Genomic DNA, 25,418 nt, shown 5'->3' on the forward strand with positions numbered 1-25,418 from the left:
ACATCGACGTCCTGACGGAACCAGCGCAACCCCAGCACTGCCTGGCGAAAGCAGGTCAACGCCCTGCTGTTCTTGCGGGTACCACGCTGACGGCGTTCAGCGTGGAGAAGTCGGCTGATGTACTGGGCGAGTTCACGCGGCACGTCGAGCATGGCACGATAGGCAATCACGGGGAGCCCCTGTCCTTGGACTTGATCTTCGCAAATCCAGTCCTATCAGGAGCTCCCCGCCCACACCTCACCGGTACCACCAGCCAACCGGTGCATCACCCCATACCATCACCGCCCAGCCCCCCACCACCAAGCTGATCTTGCTGAGATCACCTCAGTGAGTCTGTCAACTATGGCAGTGCGACTCCATCCGGGAGTTCGGCGAGTTGGCAGCGCAGTTGGTCGGCCTGGTCGGAGCGGTGGCGGGTGTCGTAGTACGCGAGTGCCTCGGACCAGACCGCGGCCGCCTCGTGGAAGTTGCCGAGATCCCGGTGGGTGCCGCCGAGAAACCGGAGCACCTCGGCTTCTTCCGCCACGTGGCCCAGTTTCCGGTACAGGTCGCGCGCGGCCTGATAGTAAGTCAGGGCTTCCTCGGGATGACCGCTGTACGCGGCGATGTAGCCGAGACTGTCCAGGGTGTTGGCTTCCTCCTCGCGCTCGTCCCGCTCCCTGGCCAGGGTCAGCGCGCGCTGGCAATAGTCCCTGGCCAGGGAGTACCGGCCGAGTTTGGCGTTGAACCACCCGATCGAGTTGATCGTGGTCGCTTCCCGCAGATGGTCGCCACCGGCGCGTTGCAGGCGTAGTGCTTGCTCGGAGTGGATCAGCGCGCGTTCGTCGTCGCCCTTGCGTTCCCAGGCGATGGCCAGCGCCAGATGGGTGTTGGCCTGCGCGGCCAGGTCGCCCGACTGCTCGGCCATGGCCAGGCCCCGGCTCAGTTCGGCCAGCGCCGCACCGTGTTCGGCCAGCGCGGAACACGCCGCGGCCGAGTAGGCGAGCATGGTCGGGGTGGTCTCCCCCGCCCGGTCGGCCGCCGCCACGCCGGTCCGCCACACCGCGCGGTCCTCCTTCAGATGACCGCGACGGCGGTGGAAACCGTTCAGCACCCAGGCCAGTTGCCAAGCCTGGGTATCCCAGCCGCCATCGACCGCGATGTCTTGCGCGGCAAGGACTTGCGGGTGTTCGGCGTCGAACCAGCGGAACGCGGCGCGCTGGTCGGGGATCGCCGGCGGAACCACGCCGTCCGCGGGCGGCGCGAGCTCGCTGCGGCGGCGGTGCGGGTTCAGCATCGCGTCCGCCTGGTGCGCGGTGTGCAGGTAGTAGTCCACCAGCCTGCGCAGCGCGGCGGCGCGATCCTCGGCGGGCACCACCCGTTCGGCCGCGTACAGCCGCACCAGATCATGCATCCGGTAACGGCCGGGGGCGGGCTGCTGCAACAGATGCACGTCCTCCAGCGCCCGCAGCCTCACCCGCGCCTTGCCCGGCGGCAGTTCCAGCAGGCTGGCCGCCGCGTCAAGGCCGATTTCCGACGTCGGGGTCAGGCCGAGCAGTCCGAAGATGCGCCGCGCCTCGTCCGGAAGTGCTTGGTACGACCAGGAAAGCACCGTCCGCAGATCGGTGGCCAGGTCGCCGGCGTCCAGCGCGTCCAGCCGCGCGGACGCGTCACGCAACTCGTCCACCAACGGGCTCAGCGGGAAGTCCGGATGCGCGGCGGCCCGGGTGGCGACGATGCTGATCGCCAGCGGCAGACCCGCGCAGTACCGCAGCAGTTCGCGCACCGCGTCCGGCTCGGCCGCCGCCCGCTTGGCACCCAGATGCCGGGTGAGCAGATCGTGGGCCTCGTCCGGCGGCATCACCTCAAGGTTGAGCAGGCTCGCGCCGCGGACCAGCACCCCGGCCAGGTGACTGCGGCTGGTGATCAGCACCGCGCAGCCCGCCGAACCGGGCAGCAGCGGTTCCACCTGATCGGTGTCATGCGCGTTGTCCAGCACAACCAGCATTCGCTTTCCGGACAACAAACTCCGGTACAGCGCGGCCCGTCCGTCCAGGTCAGCCGGGATCGCCTCGGACGCCACGCCCAGCGCACGCAGGAAACCCAGCAACACCCGTGCAGGTAGTTCAGGAACGCCCGAACGGTCGAAACCGCGCAGGTTGACGTGCAGCTGCCCGTCCGGGAACCGGTCCGCGTTCTGGTACGCCCAGTGCAGCGCCAGCGACGTCTTGCCCACCCCGCCCGCACCGCCGATCGCGGACACCACCGCGGTCGGGCCGTCCTGCTGGGCCGGGTCGAGCACCCGGTCCAGCACCGCGAGTTGCTCAGCGCGGCCGGTGAAAACCCGGGGTGGCGCGGGCAGCTGGCGAGGCACCGGATGCGCGGTGCGGGCCACCGCGTTCGCGGCCAGCGCCGGGTCGGCGGCCAGGATCCGGCGGTGCAGCTCACGCAGCTGATTGCCCGGGTCGGTGCCGAGCTCCTCGGTCAGCCGTTCCCTGGTACACCGGTACACGTCGAGCGCGTCGGCCCGCCTGCCGGACCGGTACAGCGCGCGCATCAGCTGGCCGGCGATCCGCTCGTCGAGCGGGGACGACGAGGCCGACGCGGCCAGCTGCGGCAGCAGCTCGTTGTGCCTGCCAAGGCGCAGCAGACAGTCCACCCGATCCATTTTCACGGCCAGATACTCGTGCTGCAGTGCGCCCCGAATTTCGTTGCTCCACTGGGAATCCAGGTCCGGGAACGGGTCGCCGCGCCACAGTTCCAATGCGGACTCGAACAGCTCCGCGATCTGCTGGTCGGTCTCCCCGGACCGGGCGGCCGCGACCAAACCACGGAACCGATGAAAGTCCACCGTGGACGGATCGACTTCCAGCCGGTAGCCGCGATCGCGGTGAATCGCCACCGGCGCGGGCAGCGCGGCGCGCAACCGGGACAGGTAGCCGTAGAGGGTGTCCCGCGCGCTCTTCGGCGCCCGCTCGCCCCACACCCTGTCGACCAGCTGATCCAGGGTGAGCGAGCGGTTCACGTCGGCGAGCAGCGCGGCGAGCACCGACCGTTGCCGGGCGTGCCCCAGCGTCAGCGGACGGCCGTCAACCAGGACGGCGATCTCGCCAAGCACCCGGAATTCGATTGTCAACTGCCGCTCCGCTCTGCTCGGATGTCTGGTTTATCGGATTCGGGCGCCGGATTCAAGGTTTTCTGCAGAATCCTCCATGGGGCGACTGTGATGATCGGTCCGCTTTGCCTGACACGTACGCAAGAAAGAAGAGTGGGGGCGTCCCGCGATGTCCGAGTCCATGCGTCCAATCTGCGAGCTCCCCGGATGCGAGGAGCCGGCCGCCGACCCGGCCCAGGGTGGCGCGCAACCGAAATTCTGCTCGGCCGAGCATCGGCACATCGCGCGGCGGCTCCGGCAGAAGCAGCGCGCCACCCAGCAGGCGCCGCGCGAGACACCGAAAGCCGCACCCGAACCCGTCAAGCCCGAGGTCGCGGAGTTGCCCGAGATCGGCGACGAGTTCGTGGTCGGCGTGAACGACGATCCCGGTACCTATCGCGGACTTCCGGACGTGGAACGGATCGAGGCGATCCTGACGCCGGTCGAGGTCGCCGACATCCCCGAGCCGGAGCCGTTCCCCCGGCCGAGGGGACGGCACCAGGTGCCGGACGACGAGGTCCTGCCGGACGCCACCGTGCTGTCCCGGCGCCGGGTGAGCAAGAAGAAGACCGGGGTGATCGCGGGCAGCATCCTCGCGCTGGTCGCCGGCGCGGCGATCGTGGACGTCACCTCGCAGCGCATGCCCGCGCCGAACCTGGCGAACCCGCTGATGGTGCCGCCCGCCACGCCGGCGAATCCGGCCGCCTGGGTCAGTGAGGCGCAGGTCACGCTGGCCTCGGTGAATCAGCAGTTGCAGCAGCTGGCCGAGACCCAGCGTGTCTGGGATGCGTTGCCGGAACACAAAAAGGCCGCGCTCGGACCGGATGTGCCGAGGCAGCTGGCGGCCCACAAGGCGTCACTGGAGTACGAGCAGGCACTGCTGGAAACCGGGATGTCGGCGTGGCGCAACCTGCAGCAGGCGCAAACCACGGTCGGCGACCTCGAACAACAGCTGGCCGACGTGGAGAAGGTGCTGGCGACGTCCAAACCGGACGATCAGAACCCGCTGGTCGTGCAGTTGCACGGGCAACGTGAACAGCTCCGCCAGCAACTGGACGCCGCGCGGGCGTCGATGAACAGCTTCAAGAGCCGGGTCGACGAGGCATCCAAGACCCCGCTGCCTGCCGACCAGAGCAAGGACGTCGAGCAGGTCCGCAAGGCCCTGGAGAAGGAAGCCGCGCCGCCGAACAAGGACGACCAGGAAAACCGGCGGCCGAACCAGCCGGACCTGCGCACCGACGCGCGGCGCAACGGCGGCGTGCTGGCGATGCTCGGGCTGGGCCACGAGGAGCGCGGCGAGAGCGGCGTCAAGCAGGTCAGCAATTCGACACCGAAGGATCCGGAGATCCAGAAGGCCGAAGAGCAGGCCCGACAGGCGAAAGAGGAGATGCGCAAGGAGAACGAGCGCGCGGTCGCCGAGCAGCGCAGGATCAAGGCAGAGCAGACGCCGGACCTGTCGGAGCAGCTGTCGAACCTGGCGGACCGGCCGGTGTCGCAGCCGGCCCGCAAGCGGACGTCGCCACCCGGACCGCAGGAGTCGTACCAGCCGAAGTCGTACGTCCCGGATTACGAACCGGCGCCGACGCCGAAGTCGTCGAATCCCGGTGACGGCCTGATCATCAGCTCGAACGCACCAACGGTTACCGCCGATCAGGTGCAGTTGAACACCAAGCAGGTCTACCCGGAGCCGACCGGGAAGCCCGGCAAGGTCGAGGGTTCGCAGCCGAAGGGCACACTGCACACGGAGACGGCCACCGCGACCGCGTCGAAACCGCAATCCAAAAAGCAGCTGATGGAGGGCTCGGTGACCGCGACGGCGTCGAAACCGCAATCCAAGAAACAACTGGTGGAGGACTCGGTGACCGCGACGGCGTCCAAGCCGTCGGGCAAGAAGGCCAAGTCCAAGTAGGCCGTCAGCTCAGGGTTGCGAGGAAGGCTCGCCAGGTTTCGGCGGTCACCGTCAGGTGGCCGCCGTTCTGGTTTTTGCTGTCGCGGACACCGGCCATGCGAGGGTGGAGGGCGACTTCGACACACGGGGTGTCCCTTCCTGGTGCAACCGTCGGCGTAGAAGCCTTGGTACGGAAGGAAAAGCCAACCTCTGTCTCATGGTTTTTCCCTTTTCCTCGTTGTCGATTTGCCTGGCCTGGATCAGCAACCGCAACCGCGCGTTCGAGGACTGCCGCCGCGCTTCCCACCGGGCCAGCACCCTCGCGCGCGCCGCCCGTTTACGGCTGGACACCACCGGATGACGGATCGCGGTGCCGAGGGCGCGAAGTGCCGCGAGCCGCCCGCCCGGCCTCGTCAGCGGCCGGAACTTGGCTTGTGCGGCCAGAATCCGGCCGATCAGCTCCGGCATCCGGGACAGCCGCCGGTCCAGCACGTAGCGATGACCCCGATGGGTCACCACGATCACCGAGTGGAGAATGTTCTGCCGGATACCGAGTTCGCGCAGTTCTCCGGACCGCAGCAGGCGAACCGGCTCCGGCGGAGCCCGGCCGGGGAAGCCGACCGTGACCGGGTCCAGCTCGGGCCACGGCCGCCGCCGGTCGAGCTGGCGGATCGTCCGCTCCAGGTCCGGCACCCGGTCGTACCGGTCGTGCAGCGCGAACGTTCCGTCCTGCCCGGCTTTGCCGTCCTTGGTGGTCAGCCGGTATTTGGTGAGCGAGCGATAGTGGCGCACCTGCGAAAGGTGCAGCACGGCGAGTGGGGCGAGCACCATGCCGGACACCGCGACCCAGATCGCTTCCCTCGGCCCGAGCACGGTGCCGAGCAGGCTGCCGACCACGAGCGCGCCGGTCAGGCTGCCGACCCGGATGATCGCGTTCAGAACCGTTCGATCAGCGCGTCCGCGAACAGCCTGATGGTGACCCCGCCGAGGGCGGACGCACCGAGGATGACGCCGATGGTCAGCTTGGACGCGTCGAGTTCGTTGATCAGGAACAACGTCCGGTTCGTCAGCAGCCCGGCGAAGAACGTGCTGAACAACGCGCTCGACGAGGTCGTCGCCCACAGCAACGGATGCCGCGCGATCCACCGGAAGACATCGACGATGCTGCCCAGGAACGCCTTGCCGAGCGACCCGGTCGCCGCCCGGCGGTGCGGCGGTTCGGCGGAGCCGAGCAGGCTCAGCGTGACGATGTCGACCACGTAGCTCAGCACGTCCACGAGCAGCGCGAACGACGCGCCGATGAGACCGGCCAGCGCTCCCCCGATCAGCGGGCCGATTTCCTGCAGGAACGCCGCAGGGCCGGGCCGATCGGGTTCGCGGCGGAGTCCGGAATTCTCCCTCCGACGGCTCGGGACCGCGGTGCAGGGCCCGGCGAACCCCACGCAACCACCTGGTGACGTCCTCGGTCAGCACGGCGTCCAGCCAGGCCGGCCCGGTGCCCCGGTGGTCGTCCCTGATCGGCGCGTCGTCCGGCTCATAGGTGACCGGCGCCCGCTCGCCGACCGTCGCCGGTTTCTCGGTGACACGGCGCTGCCGCACAACGTCGGACACCACCCGCGGCCGCCGGCCGAACGTCACCTCGGCGGCGGGCTTGTCGCGCAACGCCTCCGGCACCTGGGCCTCGGCTACCAGTTGCCGGAACCGGCGCCGGACGATCTCCGGATACTCCGCCTTGAGCAGGTCCAGGGTTTCCCTGTTCCCCGGCCATATCCGGCCACCGAAGGCGACCGTGCTGGGCAGCGTGTTCATCGCGGTGCCACCGCGCACCTCGTCGAACACCACCACCGGACCGTCTTCCCGGCGCCGGCCATGCTCCAGCAACCACTCGGCCAGATCAGCCTCGACCAAGGCACGCAGCCTGGCGGCCACCGAAACCAGGTTCAGGTCATACCACGGCCGGGCACCATGCCCACCGGTTCCGGTCAAGGTGACCGTGACATCGGGCGCTAGAGCAGCCAAGGACCGCCACGTCCAGCCGGGCGTTTCGGGCAGCGATCGACGAACGAGGTTTCCATTTTCACTCCACCTTCCGTGCGCGGGAGCCGGCTCGCGCCCGGGGTGGGAAACCGACCCCCTTTCTGGGTTCCGGTGACCTTTTTGGACACGGTGGTCGGTTCTTCTTGTGCGGCGGCCACCGCGCGGGCCTCGATGAACCGGGCCAGCAGCGCGGGCCGGGGGTCGTCGATCGCGATGCCGTCGCGCCTGCGCAGCCAGACCTTGAGCTGCGCGTCGATCAGCTGATCGAGGAAATCGGGTGGCAGCAAGCCTTCCCGGACCAGTCCGGTGATCTCCGCGAGGGTCTCGGCGAACATGCCGAGCCGCCAGCCGTGCCCGTCCCGCCACAGGTGCAGCACCACCCGGGCCGCCGCCTCGCCGAGCTGTTCCCGCGCCGCCGTCCTGGACAGCTGGACCAGCTGGGTGCCCTTGCCGGACAACACCGTGTCCTCTATGGACGACTCGCGGACGAACGCGTCGAACGCGGCACGGTCGGCGGAGGTGAGGTCCGGGAGCGACACGCTCGCGTCCCGGCCAGGCAACCCGCCGAGACCACCGGCGATCACGGCGGCCAGCGCGCCCTGCGCCGAGTCGGCGGCCAGCAGCGCCAGTGCGGCCAGCACCGAGACGACCAGCACCACCGGCCGGCGATGTGCCCTCAGCCACGGCCATACCGGGGTATTGGGCAGCGCGGTGATCGCCAGCACGCCGAAGATCACCGCGAGCGAGGTGAGCGGGCCGCCGGGCAGCTCGATGTGCAGGCCTTCGAGCATCAGCTTCGCGCCGATGAACCCGAGGATCGCGGCCAGCCCGTACTTCAGGTACTCCAGCCGTTCCAGCAGGCCGAGAATCAGGAAGTACAGCTGCCGCAGGCCGAGTAGCGCGAACATGTTGGACGCGAACACCAGCAGCGGCTGCTGGGTGATGCCGAAGATCGCCGGGATCGAGTCCAGTGCGAACAGTAGATCGGTGGCGCCGAGCGCGGAGACCACGAACAACATCGGGGTCGCGGCGAGTTTGCCGCCGACCCTGGCGAACAGCTTGCCGTCGCCGTATTCCGTCGTTCTCGGCAGCACCTTGCCGAGCAGCGCGGCGAGCCTGCCGTCCTTCGGGGCCTCGTCGCCGCCGCCGCGCACCTGTGTGTAGGCCTTCCACAGCAGCAGCGCGCCGAACGCGAAGAACGCGAAGCTGAACTTGGCGATCACCACCGCGCCGAGCAGGATGAACACCCCGCGGAACACCGCGGCCAGCGCGATCCCGATGGTCAACGCCTTGGCCTGCAACCGGTCCGGCACCCGGTGCCTGGCGATCAGCAGGGCGAACACGAACAGGTTGTCCACCGAGAGGGTGTATTCGGTGAGATACCCGGCGAGGAACTCACCGGCGCTGGTCGGGCCCGCGAACAGCCACGCCCCGGCGCCGAACGCCAGCGCGGCCGCCACGAACATGGCCAGCTGTTTTGCCGCGCGGCCGGGGCTCGGTGGCCCCTTGTTGCCCAGCCCGCCGATCATGCCGTTGTCCCGCTTGACTTGCGCCCGCCGCAGCAGCGTGGCCAGCACCGCGACGAAACCGATGAACCCGGCCGAGATGATGGTGACCAGCTGCGCGACCCCGGTCCAGCCGGCCAGGAACAGCACCGAATGCGCGAGCACCGCGCCGCCGAGCAGGCTCAGCGCGCCCGAGATCGCGAGCGCCGCGCCCGGTGGCGGCGCCCGCGCCCGGATCCTGGCAGCCAGTCCCCGCTGCATCGTACCGTCCTTAGTGGACGGAGATTGGGTGGACAGCTCGTCCGGGCTGGCCTTGGCCAGCAGGCCGATCAACCGCAGGTTGTCCAGGGACACCACGAGGATCAGCGCCGCCCAGCCGATCGGCCCGGTCAGCCAGACCGCGCCGGTGCCCACGAAGCCCACGATCGCCTGGACCAGCATCTTCCGCGAGTTCATCGCGCCGAACGCGGTCGCCCGCCGCGACGCCGGGAACCGGCCCCCGCGCAGGTAATGCTCCTGGTTCTTGCGAAACGCGGCGTCCGTGACCGCCCGGTCGGCGAGGAACGCGGCGGCGACCACCAGTGCGAACGTCGAGCCGACCTCGCCGGTCCAGGCGTGCACCCCGATCCCGGCCAGCAAGGCCGGGCCGCCGAGCACCGCACCGAGCATCAAGGCCGCCGCGCCGCCCGCCATGGCCAGCACCGCCCGCCGGAGGAAGACCACCGCCCGCCGGCCGAGGAAAGTCCGTTCCTGCGCGGCGGATTCCGTGGTGCGCGCCCGGATCCGGTCCGCTCGCAGCCCGAGCGCCAGCACCACCAGCCCGCCGCCGAAGATGCTTACGGTGTACAGCTTGTTCAGCCCTTCGGCGCCGGTTTCCGGCATCAGGTGCCGCCACACCACGTCGAACATGGTGATCTGCGCGCCGATCCTGGCCAGCACCCCGGCGATCAGCCGGGTCACCCGGTACTGCCGGGCCGGGCCGAGGTCGTCGTTGCCGGTGGTGGCGGCTGGTTCATCCGCGTCGGACGTCCGCACCGACGGCATGGTCAGGAACACCAGCGCCGCGACGCCGGCCACCACCGCCGCGGACGCGTGCCCGACGAGCGCCTGCACCGAGGGCACGGTGACCGCGATGCCCGCCTGCTGGATCATCAGCGCGACCGGGATGACCAGCGCGATCGCGGTCCACACCAGCGCGTCCATGGTTTCCGCGAACCGGGATCCGCGCGCGGCGTGCTGGGTCAGCCTGGCCACCGTGTCGGTCAGCGGGCTGTAGCCACCCGCGCCGAAACCGACCAGGAAAGCCGAGACCAGCAGCGGCACCAGGCCGTGCGCGACGGTGTACAGCTCGTAGCCCGCGGCCAGCGTGGCCATCCCGGCCAGGGCGAGCGCCCGCCAGGAATATCGCTGCCACAACGGAGTCAGCATCCGCACCCCGACGAACGCGCCGAAGAACGCGGTGCTGCCGAGCAGCCCGGCGGCGACCACGCCGTGGGTCGCCAGTTCGAGCACGGTCATCGCGTACGCACCGGCCAGGCTAAGGCCCGGCGCGAGATGTTTGGCGACGCCGAACCACACGCGGTGCGAGCGGGAGTCCCCGTCCCGCCACGGGGTTTGCCGCCGGACGCCATGCGCCCGGCGCACCGCACCAGCCAGTCCTCTGGCAAACACGGCCACGAACAGCACCGTGTTCAGCCAGCCGATGATCCGCAGCAGCAACGGCGGCCCGGTGGTGTCCCGGCCGCCGGTTCCCGGCCGCGCGGCCGGTGGGTTCTGGGTGGCCGGTTTCCCGGTGGTCTGCACGCCCGGTTCGTCGTTGATCCGCTGCCTTGAGCCGGTGTCGACGTGCGGCTCGGGCCCGCCCTTGCCGCCGGGAACCCGCATCGGCGCGCCAATGGGCAGCCGCGTTGGCCGCCATTCGTTGGCGCGCAACCATTTCCCCAGCGGGATCGGTTTTCCGCGCAGCCGGAAGTCTTTGGATGCCTGCCAGTAGGTGTAGCCGGGGGCGATCCGCACGGTGCCCCGCCAGCCGTGCGGGATCCGCAGCCAGGTGCCTGCGCGGAGCTTCCCGTCGTCGTCGAACGCCCGGGGGTTCGCGGCGATCAGCGCGCGGCGGCTCGTGCCCGGCAGCGATCGGGCGATGCTCCGTGCCGACTCGCCCCGCTGCCCGTGCATCTTCGTCCAGACGTCCACAGTGGACTTTTTGGCCGCCGGGAACCTGGTCGCCGGGACCTCGGCCTTCGCCTGGCCCGCGAACACGCCGAGCAGCGCCGCGACCGCCAGGGTCACCGCCGCGACCACCGCCCAGCGCGCGGTGCCCGTCCGCGCCGACCAGCGGTGCCAAGCACCGACCGCGGCGAAGCCACCGAGCCCGAGCCCGATCGTCCCCGGGGAGAAGCCGAGCCACCACCCGATCGCGCCGGCCGCACCGGCCAGCACGGCAAGACCGATCGGGGTCGCGAGCGACGCGAGCACCGCCCGGCCCAACTCGACCAGCCCCGGTTCGGCCTGCCAGCGCGGCGCAGGCGCCGGACCGAGGTGCTCGCGCGCGAGTTCGCGCAGCTGCCTAGCGTGGGTCCTGCCGAGCACCTGCCACGGCGAGCCGCGCGGCGCCACCCCGAACACCTTGCGCAGCCGGTGCAGGGTGGCGAACTGGTGGCGGTCGCCCGCGAGCGCGCGGCGTCCGGCCAGGGTGAGCCCGGTCAGTTCCCGGTCCGCGACCAGCGATTCCGGCCGGGACCGGGGCGCGGCGTTCGACGCTTCGCGCAGCCACCGCACGGCCTGCCGCCCGGCCGGGCGGTACCGCTGCGGCCAGCCGTTCACCGCCGTGCGCAGCTCACGCTCCCGCGCGCGCAACTCGTCGATCCAGGGGGCGATCACGTCCGGCCCGGCCGGTTTCGCGGTCGCCTTCCAGGTGGCCACGCGCCGGTGCGCAAGGACCCGGCGCACGATCAGCGCGCGGATCCCGGCCGTGGCAAGCAGAACGGGCACCAGCAAACCGGTGGCCGCCGGCGCGCCGGCGGTCGCGGCGACCGAGGCGGCCGCCGGTCCGGCCAGCAACGCGAGCGTGATCACCGCGGCCAGCCCGACCAGCGCGACCCGGCCGAGGATCCGGGCGACCGTCCGCAGGACCGGCCGCCGCACCGGTTCGGGGACCACCTTGACCCGGACACCAACGGCGCCACCGTAACGATGGTCCTTCGGGTCACGCTGGTCGGCCTGCGGTGGGCCGCGGTTGTATCCGTCCTCTGGCACGGAGTTGGCCGCGCCGTCGCCATGCCCGCCGGGCTGCGCGGGCGGCGTGGCGGCGTCCACCGAGCTGCCCGGGATCGCCGGGCCATGCTCCGGCGACTGCGGAGACTTCCGGTACGTGTGGCTGGATTCGTAGAGGGTGATCCCGATCGCTTTCCTGACGTCGCTCGCGAACGCGATTGCCGTGCGGCGCAACACATCCTCGTTCCAGAACCTGGATCGCAGGTCGCGATGAACCGCGCCCGCGTCGTACTCCTCGGCCATCCGGCGGAGTTCGGCGTCCGGGGCGGCGCGCAGGTCGTCGAGGGCGCGCCGGGTCAGCCTGCGGTAGCCGGGGACCCGTTGCCCGCCAACGCCTCGTTCGATCAGCACGGCGAAGGTGTGCCGCTGGCGGCGCGCCAGGCCGAGCAACGGCGCGATCACCGCCTCGGCGATCTCGTGGGCGAAACCCTCCGGACTGGTCGCGTAGACATGCAGAGCCCAGCGGCCCTGCCGCCACGCGGCGTACGCGACCCGGCCGGTGTGCGGCTCCACGATCCCCTCGGCCAGATGATGCAGCACCAGCCTCGGCGGGCCGCGGGAACCCACCGTGCCGTACCGCAGCAACAGCGCCTTCGTCCTCGAGCCCGTGCGGCCGCCTTCGACCTGCTCGGCGATCGCCGCCAACGTCCGTTCCGCCAAGGCGTCGAACAACGCGTGCCCGGTCGGCTCCGCCGGTTCGCGCAGCGTCGCGGCCAGCTGGCGACGCTCGGCCCGGCTCAGCCGGGGACCGGTCGGCGTGCCACGAGCCTGCCGGGCGCCGATCGGTTTGGCCAGGCCATATTCCTCCGGGAGAGTCGGCCGCGCCGACCGCCTCCCGCGCAGCCAGGCGATCGGCCGCGGGCTCAGCCAGACGACCATCGCCGTCAGCGACCCGGCCACCGCGAGCGCGGGCGCGAGGCCGCTGTTCAACAGTCCGAACGCGACCAGTCCGATCACCACCAGGGCGTTGGCCACCGGGCCCTTGCGGGCGGCGGGGCGACCAAGCCCTAGCTCGGCGGTGAATCCCAGCCACATAACGATGGCCGCGCCGACGGTCAGCGGCAACGCGGCGGCGAACGTCGCCCAACTCCCCGTCAGCACCGCGCCGGCGGTCAGCGCCAGGTTCGCGCCGGTCAGCGGCCAGTAGCCGAGGTGCTGCAGGCGCCGGTTCCGGATCGTGCCGCTCACGTTGTGCCCGGCCAGCCCGGCGATCGCCGAGCCGACCGCGACGAACCCGAGAATCGCTGACGCGATCGCGTACAACGCGTTCATCAGCTGAGCCAGTCCGCTGGTGAGGCCGATCAACTGGTACTGGGCGTAGAAATTGACCAACCAGCTCAGCGCGAGCACGGCGTGCGACGCCTTGCCCGGCAGGCCGGAATGCGGGTTAAGCGCGGTGAACCCGGTAGCCTGCACGCCGGTCAGCCGGTTCACCATGTCGGTCCACACCGAATAGGCGTCCAGCAGTTTCTCCTGCATCAGCTCCTGCGGATGCCGCGCGGGCAGCGGCACCGACCGATAGGCGTGCACATCGGTGATCAACTGACGGAACAAGTCGTCGTAGACCTGCAGCATGACCGCGACGACCAGGTCTTCCAGCCGGGCGTCCCGCCGGTTGCCGGTCACCCGGGGCAGCAACGCCGCCACGTCCAGATCGCCGTCGCGCTCGATCTCGCCGGCCAACTCGGCGAACGGCCGCCCGCTGGTTTCCTCGATCCTGGCGACGATCTCCGCGTAACCCCGGCCCCGGCCCGGAGTGATCTCGCGCGCCAACTGACGGCGAACCCGCCGGTACTCGCGGTAGAGCCCGCGCGGGTCGACCCGGCCGCGTTCCATCATCGCCTCGCCATTGACCCGCACGTCCTGGGTGTGCGCGAGCCGGGCGCCGGTCAGCATGCCCTTGATCAGGTACGCCCACGCGTTCAGCACGATCAGCGTGGTCGCGGCCGGCTCCAGCTGGAACGCCATGTGCGCGAGGATCGCCGCACCGGTCCAGAACGCCAGCCAGCCGAGCCGGGTCCGTTCGGTGAACCACGTGCGCAAGCCCCGGATTCCCCGCTCGGCCGCCAGCTGGCTGCGTTCGACGACCGCGACCATGCGCTGAATGCGGTCGACGAGCCCCTTGGCTTCGACCGGGCTCCGCCTGCCCCAGCTCGTCTGTCCAAACAAGACGGTCGCATAGCCGGTGGCGACCAGTTCCTCGGTGGTGACCCGGACGCCGAGCCGGTCCCCGGTGGCGGCCGGACGGAGACGATTGCGCACCGGGCGGGAGTCGCGCCGGTGCCGGAACTCGTCGGCCAGCGCGCGAGCGCCGGATTTCACCGCGTGCCAACGCAACGGCCACGGGTTGGCGGTGCTCGGGCCGGCCGGGTCGACCGCGTTGTGCCAGCCGAGCAGGTCGCGCACCTGGGCGTTGTCCCGCCAGTTTCCGGCGCCCCGCGCGTGCTCCGGGTGCGCGACGTGCCCGAGATCGAGCTGCCGGTGATACCAGCGCCAGACCTCGTCCCGCCGGGCGGCGGGCAGTTCGGCGACGACCTCGGCCCAAGAGCCGCGCGGATCGCCCACCGGAACGGACAGTTCGTCCAGCGCCCACTGCCTGCCCCGGCCCTTCGCGTTGCCCGGCAAGCCCGTCCGCTCGCCGGGTCGCCGCAGGTCGTCCAGCAGGCGGATCGCGTTGCCGTGCATCAGACCGGCGAGAATCCGCTCGCCCGGCGCGGGCACCACGGTGCCGTCCGCGAGCACCTCGCCCTCGGTGAGCCGTTCGATGTCCCGGAAAACCCGCTCCATCTCGTGGTAGTGGCGCAGATACTGCGGCCTGCTCTCCGGTTTCACCGAGTCGGTGCCGAGCAGGAACCGCTCGGGGTGCTTGGCGACCAGCCGGACGAAGTGCGCGCGCAGTGCCGGGGTGGCGTTGATGTGCTGGGCGACGTCGTTCCAGGACACGTCGAACTGGATGTGGGTGAGCTCTGGGCGGGCCAGGATCCAGTCGATCAGGTCGAGGTGTTCGTGCGAGAGCGTGCTCCACTTGCCAAGGCCCATGTGCGCGTAGATCACGTTGACCTGCTTGCCCGGCCGCCGGAACTCGGGACGCGACAGCAACGCCAGCACGGGCAGCAGGTTGCGTTCGTCCGGCGGGCCCTTGCGGAAATGCCCGGTCGGCCACAGCCGGGCTTTGCCCGCGTCGTTGTGCAGGATCAGGATCTGCCCGGTTTCGGCGAGCGCCTCCAGCAGTTCGACGAAGTCGTTATTGTACAGGAAATCCCGATCGAACAGGTCCGGTGCGCGTTCGGGAAGGCTGGCGGCGGCACGCGGATGGTTCACCGCCAGCAGGGTGCGCACGGCAGGCAGATGGTCGTTGAGCACGAAATGGCCGCGCCAGCCGATGCCGTTCACGTTCTGTCCGGTGAGGACAGTCCGAAGTGGCCTAGGTAGGGACGCGGGGTCGGTCTTGCCCGCGTCGATGTCCCCGCGGATCAACGCTGCCGCAGCCAGCAGCAGACCCAGATACTCGCGATAGGCCGGATTCACCGCTCGGGCGGCCATCCGGCCGAGCAGGCGGGTGACCGCTTCCTTCTCCAGAGTGGTCTCGGCGAGCAGGAGCGCGACACCCGGGTGGGCGATGAGCATCGCCTGCACATAGCCACCGGCGCCGGGAATATCCATCCGGTGCCCGGAAATCCCCGGCTGCACCATCCACCGCTCGTCGGCGTCGAGTCGTTCGCGCGCGTCGAACAACCGGACGTCGGAGAAGTTGCCGCGCATGCCGAGCACCCGGTCGCCGAACACGATTCCGCGCCGGGACGGTTCGGGCTGCATGTAGTAGAACGTCCCGCCGCCCGCGGCCAGACTGCGGCCGGACTGCGGGATCGACGAGAACCACACCATGCCGTACCAGCTCTGGCCCGGCTTGCGGCGGTCGCGCTGCCAGCGCACCACGCGCGCGATCGAGGTGCCGCGCGCGTGCGAGTAGTCGCTCGGGTGGTGGTGCACGTCGACCACGTCGTCGAATTCCCGCAGTGGAGCGAGGAACGCGCTGATCGCGTCCTCGGAGACGTCGAGTTTCGCAAGCCGCGCCCCGAGTTTCCGGAGATCACGCGAGTCGAGCGCGCCGAACTCCGGCCGTGCTGCCGGCAACCGGCCACCCAGCCAGGACAATCGGCTGAGCACGGGCCGCAGCACGCCGTCGACCAGCGGCTTGTACAGGTCGGCGTCGCGAGTGAACTCGAACCGTCCGGTGATCCGGCTGACGGTGTTCACCGGCAACGCGGTGACCGCGGCGAGTTTCTGGTTCGGCACACCCAGCTTGGACGCGGCCAGCAGCGGAGCGCGCAACGCGTCGACGTATTCGGTACGCCGCTGCCGGTAGGTGGCCTCGGCCAGGTCGACCTGCTCGGTCGCGGCCAGCAGTGCGGCGCGCAGCCGCCGGGTTTCCGCCTTGAGCCTGCGGGCCAACTCGGCGTCGTTCCCGGCCGCGGGCAGCTGAGCAAGCCCGGTGGACAGGTTCCCGGCGACCTCGCCGGTGGACAGGTCGAGCAGCTTCGCGGTCTTCGCCACGCCAAGCCGAGGTGCGGCGTGCGGCACCAGCGCGCGGCGCCGGTGGTAAGCGACGTCCGCTTCGGTGGCCGCGTGCTTGGCGTCGAGCAGCGCGGTGGTCGCCTCGTCCAGCGGGCCGGCCGCCGCGCGGGCCGCGTCGGCGACGGCGCGCAGCCTGCCGCGCCCGTGCGGGCGGCGGTCCAGCCAGCCCGGATGCACCGGCTTCGGCCCGGCCACCGGGCCCTCGGGTTCCGGCAGTTCGACGCCCGGCAAGGCGATGCGGGCCTGGGCAAGTTCCTCGCCTGCCTCGCGGAGCTTCTCGTCCAGATAGGCCGCGTGCTCGCGGACCAGTCGCTCGACCTGGTCGCGGGTCAGGTACTTGATCCTCGGCGCGAGCTCGGGAATCAGCAGGAACGGCTCGTTTCCGGTGCGCCAGATGGTTTTCACCTCGGCGGGCGGCAGCCCGGTGATGGCCGCGACCAGCGAGATCGCCTTCTTCTGGGACAGGCCGTAGCCGAGTTCCGGTGATCCGTGCATCAGCTGATCGACAAGCGCGCGCACCCAGCGGCGCTTCTGTGCGACCCGGTCGCGCCAGTACGTGTTGGCCGCGTGCGCGTCGAGCAGCCTGGTGTGCGCGGCCGTGCGGACCGGACGGCGGAAATGGCGACGCAACAGGAAACCGGCCGCGAGCGCGGTGACCAGTCCACTGAGGACCAGCCACGGCCACGGCGGGGCGCGGGCGGTCGGCGCGAGTGGCGGGACCGCGGTCCGGGAGGGACTCGGGGTCGGTACCGGGATGTTGTAGGTGTGCCGAGGGCCTGGCTGCTGGTCGGGGGTGACGACCTGGCGCTTGATCCGGATGGTGTGAATGACCAACCGGTCGCCCGGGCGCAGGTTGTGCTGGGTGATGCCCGGGTTCGCGGCCAGAATCTGCTTGCGGGACAAGCCGAATCGGTCGGCGACGTCGCCGAGCGACTCGCCGGTCCGGACCCTCCAGCGGCCGTGCCGCTGCCGCGCCGGGATACGGAATCGTTCGTCCGGGTTGATCCGGTCACGGGACGCCACGGTCGGGAACCGCTTCGGGTTCGCCCCGGCCAGCTGGTTGACGCCGATGCCGAGCCCCCGGGCCAGGCGGGTCAGCATGTCACCGGGATGCACCTTGAGGTAGCGCGGCCGGACCTCGGTGACGATCAGGCGAACGTGATCCCGCTGCGCCGGGGTCTGAGTCACCGGCGGCTGTTGGCGGCGCGGCACGGGCTGGTCGTGGCGACCGGGGAAATTGGCCAGCACGATGCCGATGGTCACGGCCGCGGCGATAGCGATCCCGACACGTTCGGCGACCACATCCAGCTTGCCCCGACCAGGTCCGCGTCTGACCGCTGTGGACGGTCCGGTGGCGCGGCGCTGGACGATCCGGTACACCCGCAGCAACGCTCCGAACGCGGCCGAGCCCGCCGCGGCGATCAGCACGGAGATGCCCAGCAGGGCTTTGGTCAGCCTGGTGAAGACCGGCGGTGCGCGCGAGCGGATCGGTTGCCACAGGCGTTTCACCGGGTCGCGCAGGGTGAGAACGGCGAGCCCGGCACCGACCACCGCGGTCACGACCCAGAACCCGGCCTCGATCAGGCCACCCGGCTTGGCTAGCAACACGATCGGGGCGATCGCCATCGGCCCAGTGGTGAACCGGGCGTGCACTTGGTCCAGCAGCGACGTCTTTCTGTCTATTCTGGACTCGATGGCCCGGATCCGGTTGGGGCCGAGGAAGTCCTTCGCACGCCGGGGCAGGCGCAGGATCAGCAACCGGGCCAGTACGTCGGGGCCGACCACCAACGTGGTGTCCGTCTTGCCAGCCGCCAGCGGCCCGACCACGCCGTCCCCGGCGAGGACCGCGCTGCCCGAGGCGCCCGGCGCGCTCGCGGTGGCGATCCGCACGTGGGAAGCGAAGTCGAACCAGACCGGCCCGGCCGCGACCACGGGCTGGTGCTGCGGGTAGCCGCCCCACCACACTTCCTGCCCGGCGGTGACGTCACCGGCAACCCGCAGCGCCGCGAATCCCTTGATGTCAGGGACTTCCAGGATCGCGATGTCGGCCAGTGGCGTGCTGTTCCTCCAGCCCCGGTGGAAGACCGGGTCAAAGTCGCTGCCGTACAACTCGGGCCAGGTGGCCTGGTGGACGCGGGTCACCGGAAGGCCGTTCACCTGGATCTCGTCCGGACGGCGACCGCTGATCACGTGCTCGGCGGTCAGCACCAGGCCGTCGCCGAGGACAAAGCCGGAACCGAACATGTTGCTCGTGTTCACCGCGACGGTGCGGTTTCCCATTTCCCGCAACAAGTTCGGGTCGATCGCGGAGTCCGCGCGGCGGACCCCGGTGAGAATTTCCTGCCCCGGCCGGGCCGGGGAGGTGATCAGCTCCCAGCCGGTGCCGAAGCCGGCGGGTAGTACGCCGTCCGGAACCCGGTAGTGCCGGGACTCCAGCGGGGCAAGCGGGGTGCCGACCGGGCTGGTCGCGCTGGTTTCGGTGACCGGCTCGCCGACCGAGGCGATCATCGCGCTGATCGCCAGCGTGATCAACGGGTCTTTCGGGTCGAGGCCGAGGATCCAGGCGACCGCGGCCACCAGCGCGCGATTGTTCCAGTTCTCGCCAGGCATGACGATCGAGGCCGGTGGGCCGCGTTCGGAGATCACGTGCCGCCTGGTGTCGTCGGCCCGCACCGGGCGGGTGCTCACCGCGGCCGGGCCCGCCGACGGCGGTTGCCGGGGCCGGTCCGGGCCGACGGCGCCGCCGCCCGAACCGGGCGATCCGGGTGCGCCCGGCCACTGGGCGGGCCTGGCGATCGGGACCACGTCGTCACCGAGGTAGAAGACGATGCTGGACCAGTCCCGTTCGCCGCGGCGGATGGAAAGGCCGAGGTAGTACATCTCGCGCTCGGTGGTGAACCAGCGGGCCTGCCCGTTGCGGTCCGGTACCGAGCCGCGCTGGTAGGCGCCGAGCAGCTTCTCCTCAGGAGTGTCCCCGGCCATGCCGTCCAGCCGGACGTGCAGGGTCGCGGTCTCGTCCGCGAGTACCCGGCGAACCTTGCTGATGGCCTCCTGCCACGTCTCGATGTCCAGGAAATGCTCGAAGCCGTGGTCCTCGGCGAACTTCCGCAGCCCGGCCTTCCGGATGCCAAGAGCCAGGTCGCGTCCGGGCGGCGCGGCAGGCGCGTTCGCGCGGGCCCGCACGAACGGTGCGGCCACCTGACGTTCGTCCTCGGCGTGCGGCCGGACCGGGGTGCCGGGGCCGTGCTGGTCCCGTTCGTGCCGGAACAACTCGGCCACGTCGTCCTCGGTCAGCCGTCCCGCCCGCAGGTGCCCGGCGATCTCGGTGGCCCGTTCGTCGAAGACGTGGATGCGGTCGCCCGCGGTGAACGCCAGCACGTCGTCGAGGAACCCGGCCTCGTGGCCCTGCTGACGCAGTTCGGTCGCCACCTCGTCCCTCGGCACCCGCTGGGCGTTGTCCGGCAACGGGGTGCCCTCCGGTCCGAGGCCGAGTTGCTCCCTGGTGAGCGGCGTGCCGTCCCAGTCGCGCAGCACCTTGGCGAGCGGGCGGATCTCGGTGTCCGGGTCCAGCGGGCGCACCGCGGCCGGGCCGGGTTCGCTGGGTTTGCGGTAGATGTAGGTGACTTCGTTGCCGTGCAACGAAAGCGGTGATCCGTTGACTCTCGTCGGTTGCCCGAACCGGTGCACGTCGAGCAGCGAGCTCGTGGCCGCGAGTTCCAGCCCGGCCAGGTCTTTCGGCGGGGTGATCGTCTTGTTGCGCGGGTGGCCGGAGACGTACAGCTTGCCGCCCGGCCGGAGCACCTTCGCGACCTCGGGCGACACCGGCTCGAACTCGTACGGGTTGATCGCGTGCACCTCGTCGAACGAGTTCGCCGGGAACGGCAGCTTCGCCGCGTCGGCGCCGAGCATGCCGGGCGTGAACTCGTTCAGCGGAAGGCCCTTCGTGTGGCTCCGCTCGGGGAGATCGACGTTGGCGGCGCCCGGCATCGGGTTGCGGCCCGCGCCGAGGTTCAGCCTGCGCACTCCGCCGGGCGGCTGCCCGGTCTCGGCCGCGATCCGCAGTTCCTCGGCGGTCGGCACATACGGGTCCAGCGTGTCGGCGCGCTTCGCGAGCTGCTGATCCGGGGCCTTGCGCTCAAGGGCGTTCCGGAAACCCGATCCAAAGCCGGTCAGCCGGGCACCGTCCGATGCCCAGTCCGGCCCGTCGTCGAACCGGAAGCGCGGCTGCAGCGCCTGACTTGTCCACTGTGGACTTTCCGGAAGAATGGGCTTGTTCGGCGCGTTCGGGGCGGACTCGGCGTCCCGCAACGGCCGCCCGGCCGGGCGCATTTGGGCTTCGGTCTTCGGCGCGGCCTTGCCTACCGCCGAGGGCACCGGGCGCTCCGCGACCGTCTGCACGGCCTGAGTGACCGACGGTTTCGCCAGCGCCGAGGCGTCCACGGCCGCCGGGCTCAGCAGCAGCTTGGCCGCGACTACGGCAGGCAGCACGCGCTGGCTGAGCCGCTGGCCGAGATACTTGCCTGGGTTGTGCTTGATCATCCTCGCCTCGTTCACCGGCCAGCTCGCGACCCGCTTGCCGAGGTCGGCGAGTATGCCCCGGCGCACCTTCCAGTCATTGGACTTCGCCCTCGCGGCCGCCGCCTTCGCGTCGGCATCCGGCTCGGCCTTGGTCACCTTCGGGCCGGGTTCGCGGGCGGTGGTTCGGGCGGGCGGCGTCGTCGTCCGCACCGGGTCCGGGGTCTTCGGTGGCCGCACCGCTTTCACCGAAACCGGGCCCGGCTCGGCAAACCGGGGCGTCGTCGTCTTCATGCCGACCGGAACTCCGCGTACCGGGCCGAGCCGGGGCAGTTCGAGACCGGGCACGCGCTTGTCACCGGTGGTCGCCGCCCGGCCGAGCCCGGACCGGGCCGCCGCTCCGGCCGCCGCCGCGCTGCCGCGGATCCCGCCGAGCGCGGCCTTCACTCCGGCACCGGCCACCGGCAGGACCAGGCTGGCCGTGCCGACGTCCTCGAGGAACGTACTCAACGGACGCTGGTAATAGTCGTTGCGCAGCTTCTGGCTGTCGGTAATCCGGTTGTAGGTGTTCACCGCACCGGTGACGATCGTGCCGGTCCCCTGCTGCGTCCGGGCGTAGTGCTGCAACCCGGTCTCACCAGGCAGCCGGTCTCCGACCGGGGCCAGCAAACTGAGCGGACTCGCCTTGAGCAAGGTGCCCGCCGGATCGGCCTTCATCTTGTCCCGGTCGAACAGGTTCTTCACCGCGGCGGGCTTACCCAGCAGGTTGCTGTAGAACTGCCGGGCACCGGCCTCGCCGAGCGCGCCATTGCTGAACGGCAGGCTGGCGAACACGCCTGGCATGTCCCGCAACAGGTTGCGGGCGAACTCGGCGTTCGGCCCGTCCGGCACCTTCACCTTGTCGGTGCCGAGAGTGAACAACGATGTCAGCGCGTTGATTTTCGCGGTGGGGCCGTTCGGATCCGGCCGTTCCATGCCGAACTGCCGCACCAGGTCCCGCTTCTGGTCCTCCGGAAGGCGGCTGGCCAGCTTGAACACGTCGGCGGGACTGAACCCGACCTTCGCCACCGGGCCACCCTCGTTCTTGAACACGTTGGCCAGCGCAGTCGAGCGCTGGTACAGCTTCTCGTTGTAGTCGGGGGCGTTCGGGTTCAGCGTTTTCGGGTCGATACCGGACACCGCGGTCTTCAGGTCCTCGGTGTTCTTCGGCATGAACTTCCGCTCGAATTCGCCGACCTGATAATGCGCGGCGGTATCCGCGAGATCGTCCTTGCTGAAATTGCGCAGCAACGGCTCGGCCGCGCCCTTGTTCTTCAGGTACTGCTGATACGCGGGCAGATTCTTCGCCGAGTCCAGCGCGAGCTTGCGGTCCGGCAGCAGGCTGGACGGCAGGGCGAGCCTGGTCGTCGGCCCCTTCGCGCCGTCCCTGGTCGCGTTGTAGTCGAGGTTCGCGGCCTTCGACAGCCGGCGGGTGAGGTCGGTGATCGCGCCGGCGTCCTTGCCCTTCACCTTGCTCGCCGCGGTGACCGCCTTGCCGAGCCCGTTGAGCAGATCGTTGGCGGCCTTCAGGTTCGCGGCCAGCTTGCCGTTGCCGTCCGCGTCGGCGAACGCGATGTCCTGGCGGTGCAACGGCTGCAACGCCTGATCGATCCGTCGCTGCGCGGCCAGCTCCGCCTTGCCGAGGTCGGCGAGTAGCTTCTTCTGGTCGGCCAGGATGTCGCGGCGCTGCTTGTCCAGCCTGGTCCACTCGGCCCGGTCGAGCGTGCCCGCCTTCTTGACGTCGCGCTGGTAGTCGTTGATGCGCTCGGCCAGCTTGTCGACCTTCGGGGCGTAGGTCCGGTTCAGCTTGTCCCGCTCCTGGGCACCGGAGCCGAGGTAGTTGTTCAGCGTGCTCTTCGCGGTGGCCGCGGCTTGGTCGAGATCCTTCTGGGTGGGCGCGCGCTGGGGATCGTAGCCGGGTACCAGCTGGCTCAGTACGCGACGGTCCTGGGCGGCCAGCTGATCGGCGTCCCTAATACCCGGGTCGGTCCAGTTCGCGAAGTGCGCCGCCTGGAGCAGCCCCTGCTTCGCCGCCCAGCTCTCGACATCGAGCCCCTGCTTGCGCAGCTTGTCGAGCTGGCCGTTGATCTTCCCCAGCTCCGGCTTGAGCCGGGCGAGTTCCGCCTTGCTGAACCGGCCGTCGCCCGCCGCCTTGAGCAGATCCTTGATCTCCGGCGATCGCAGGGTGTTGTCGTACTTCTTGCTGGTGTAACGGTCATCCGACTGCAGCCCGAGATATTGCAGCGACGCGATGTCCCGGTGAGAAGGAGCGACCGCGCCGGATTTCGCGTCTTCCTGCCGTTGGAAGGTCGGGTCGAGCAACTCCGCGAGATCCGCGTTGCCCCGGCTGGACTTGAACGGGTTCTTCTCCGCGGGGCAGCCACTGGTCTGGCAGGCGCCACCCCGGTTCGACCCGTCCTTGTTGCCCGCCAGCAGCAGTGTGCGGACGTCGGTGCCCGCCTGATCGCGGCGATCCTTGCCACTGCGGCCGTGGCACTCGCCCTTGCCGGAGACCTCGCAAGCCGACCCGGCGTACAGGCCGTCGGTGCGCGGGCCGCCGTTCGGATTGCGGTAGATGTGGGTAACCCGGCAGCCGTCGGCGCCCTTGCAGTTCTGGTACTGGTTCTTGCCGCGATCGTCGGTGCGGCAGGTCCCGTTCTTTCCGGTCGCCTGGCAGGTGGTCATGCCCGGCGCGCCCTTGCCGGTGGGCAGCGTGTGCTCGATGTCGCCGCCGCCGCGCACGGTTGTTTTCCGGCCGCCGCCGCGTTCGGTGCAGTCGGACTCGCAGTGCGTGGTGACCTTGCGCTTGTCGGAGACTCCGCCGACCCCGGTCTTGCCGGTGATGGTCGTACCCCGGCCGTTGTTGATCTTGTAGTCGCCGGTGGCCCGGTAGCTCAGTTGTCCGTCCGGGCCACGGCGAAGACCGCACGCCGCCGCGGTGGCGCTGGTGGTCTCGCAGGTCGCCCGGTGCTTCTTCGGGTCGGCGCCCGGGCCGGGCAACTCGCTCTTGCACTTCGGCAGGGTGCACTTCACCTTCCCGCCGTCGGCGCCTTCCAGTTCGATCCGGCGCGGGCAGGGGTTCGCGGCGCCGCCGCAGCGGGTGGTGTACGTGGTGCCGTCCTTGTCGACGACCTTGCCGTTGCAGGCAACCGTGCCGTTCGTCTTCGCACAGCTGCCGTTCGCCTGAGGCTGGGCGTGGGTGTTCTTCTTGCGCGGCTGGGTGACCGTGGTCTGCTGGATGTCGGCACCGACGTCGTCCCTCGGCTTGGGCTTCGCGCTGCCGCAGGCGCCGAGGTTTCCGGTCATCGTCGCGGCTTCCTGACAGGACGGGCTTTGCGACGGCTTCTTGGTCGTTGTCTTCTTCGGTGCCGGTGTCTTCTTCGACGCCGGGGTAGTCGAGTTGCCCCCACCGCGCGGCTCGTTGTTGAGCGTCGGCGTCGTGGGAGTCTTCTTCTTCACCGGGACCTTCGACGCGGGCGTCGCGGGTTTACCGCCGCAGGCGCCGAGGTTGCCGGTCATCGTCGCGGCTTCCTGGCAGGACGGGCCTTGCGACGGCTTCTTGGTCGCGGGCTTCGGCGTCTTGGTCACCGGCCTGGTCGAGTTGCCACCGCCACGCGGTTCGTTGTTCAGCGTCGGCGTCGTGGTCCGGGTTGGGTGCGCGACGACCTGGGTGTCGCGTTTCGCCGGCGGTTTCGAGACCGTGGCCGGCTTCGACGTCGCGGGTTTACCGCCACAGGCGCCGAGGTTGCCGGTCATCGTCGCGGCTTCCTGACAGGACGGGCCTTGCGACGCCTTCTTCGGCTTCGGCGGCGTGGTCTTCGGTTTCGGCGTCTTGGTCGTGTCGGTCTTCGTCTTGGTCGTGTCGGTCTTCGTCTTGGTCGTGTCGGTCTTCGTCTTGGTCGTGTCGGTCTTCGTCTTGGTCGAGGTGTCGTTGTTTTTCGTCTTGGCCTGCAGTGCACCTCCTCCCACGGCCATGCTCGCGTGGGGCGGGGTCGCGGCCGAAGCCGAACCGGTGCCCATACCCGAGAGCGCGAACAGCACCCACATCGCGAGAGCGCCCGCCGCGGACACGCCGAACACCAGCAGCACGCGTCGCAGCAGCGAGACAAGGGCATGGCCCTCGTCTCGGCGCGGCGCGCCGCTCGGTGCGGTGGCGGAACCCATGACAGACCTTCTCCGTGGGGTACGGCCGGTCGATCGAGTGCGATCGTCCGGCGATCAGGTGATTACCGTGGAACCACAATGGAGATTCGCCACCGCGTGCGGCGGCTTCCGGTGACGGCGCCCTCACATCACCAGCTGTCCGAGTTCCGTGCCGCGCGATCTTGGCGCTGCAGCACGCCTCTCCGAACTTCCCTCGACCCGCGCTACCACAACGGCCTGCCGAGGTTTTCCGTATTCAAGATTAGTTGCTGTGCTGGCTGGCGGTCAAGGAAATCCGGCCGCCATGGGA

The 25,418-nt window shown here is 70.2% G+C and carries 7 protein-coding genes; 2 read left to right on the plus strand and 5 right to left on the minus strand.

Features of this window, described 5'->3' with window-relative positions; genetic code table 11:
- Window positions 1-340 precede the first annotated feature (340 nt).
- Complete coding sequence (locus A3CU_RS0139645) at window positions 341-3,115, minus strand: AfsR/SARP family transcriptional regulator (RefSeq protein WP_027946902.1); 2,775 nt, start codon at window positions 3,113-3,115, stop codon at window positions 341-343.
- A gap of 148 nt (window positions 3,116-3,263) precedes the next feature.
- Between A3CU_RS0139645 and A3CU_RS0139650 the strand changes: the two genes are divergently transcribed.
- A complete protein-coding gene (locus A3CU_RS0139650) occupies window positions 3,264-5,042 on the plus strand; it encodes a hypothetical protein (RefSeq protein ID WP_027946903.1) in 1,779 nt (592 codons plus the stop codon).
- 4 nt (window positions 5,043-5,046) lie between these two features.
- Here A3CU_RS0139650 and A3CU_RS55915 read toward each other — a convergent pair whose 3' ends face one another.
- From A3CU_RS55915 to A3CU_RS0139660, 3 genes are read right to left on the minus strand one after another with little or no spacing between them, the layout of a single operon-like run.
- Window positions 5,047-5,139: a DUF397 domain-containing protein gene (locus A3CU_RS55915; RefSeq protein WP_084144195.1), complete on the minus strand. Its 93-nt coding sequence runs from the start codon at window positions 5,137-5,139 to the stop codon at window positions 5,047-5,049.
- Window positions 5,094-5,918 (minus strand): hypothetical protein, encoded by an 825-nt coding sequence (locus A3CU_RS0139655; RefSeq protein WP_027946904.1) that lies wholly within the window; start codon window positions 5,916-5,918, stop codon window positions 5,094-5,096. The genes A3CU_RS55915 and A3CU_RS0139655 overlap by 46 nt, the downstream gene beginning before the upstream one ends.
- A gap of 38 nt (window positions 5,919-5,956) precedes the next feature.
- Entirely contained in the window at window positions 5,957-6,463 is a 507-nt protein-coding gene (locus A3CU_RS0139660; RefSeq protein ID WP_027946905.1) for an MFS transporter, read from the minus strand.
- A gap of 61 nt (window positions 6,464-6,524) precedes the next feature.
- Here A3CU_RS0139660 and A3CU_RS0139665 point away from each other — a divergent pair, with 61 nt between their 5' ends.
- Window positions 6,525-7,031: a hypothetical protein gene (locus A3CU_RS0139665; RefSeq protein WP_027946906.1), complete on the plus strand. Its 507-nt coding sequence runs from the start codon at window positions 6,525-6,527 to the stop codon at window positions 7,029-7,031.
- Here the strand turns inward: A3CU_RS0139665 and A3CU_RS49030 are convergent.
- Window positions 7,028-25,129, minus strand: a complete 18,102-nt coding sequence (locus tag A3CU_RS49030) for a TerC/Alx family metal homeostasis membrane protein (protein WP_043844179.1) — start codon at window positions 25,127-25,129, stop codon at window positions 7,028-7,030. The two genes, A3CU_RS0139665 and A3CU_RS49030, sit on opposite strands and share 4 nt — an antisense overlap.
- Window positions 25,130-25,418: the final 289 nt, after the last annotated feature.

This window comes from Amycolatopsis taiwanensis DSM 45107 (assembly GCF_000519205.1).
In the GTDB taxonomy this organism is placed as follows: Bacteria; Actinomycetota; Actinomycetes; order Mycobacteriales; family Pseudonocardiaceae; genus Amycolatopsis_E; species Amycolatopsis_E taiwanensis.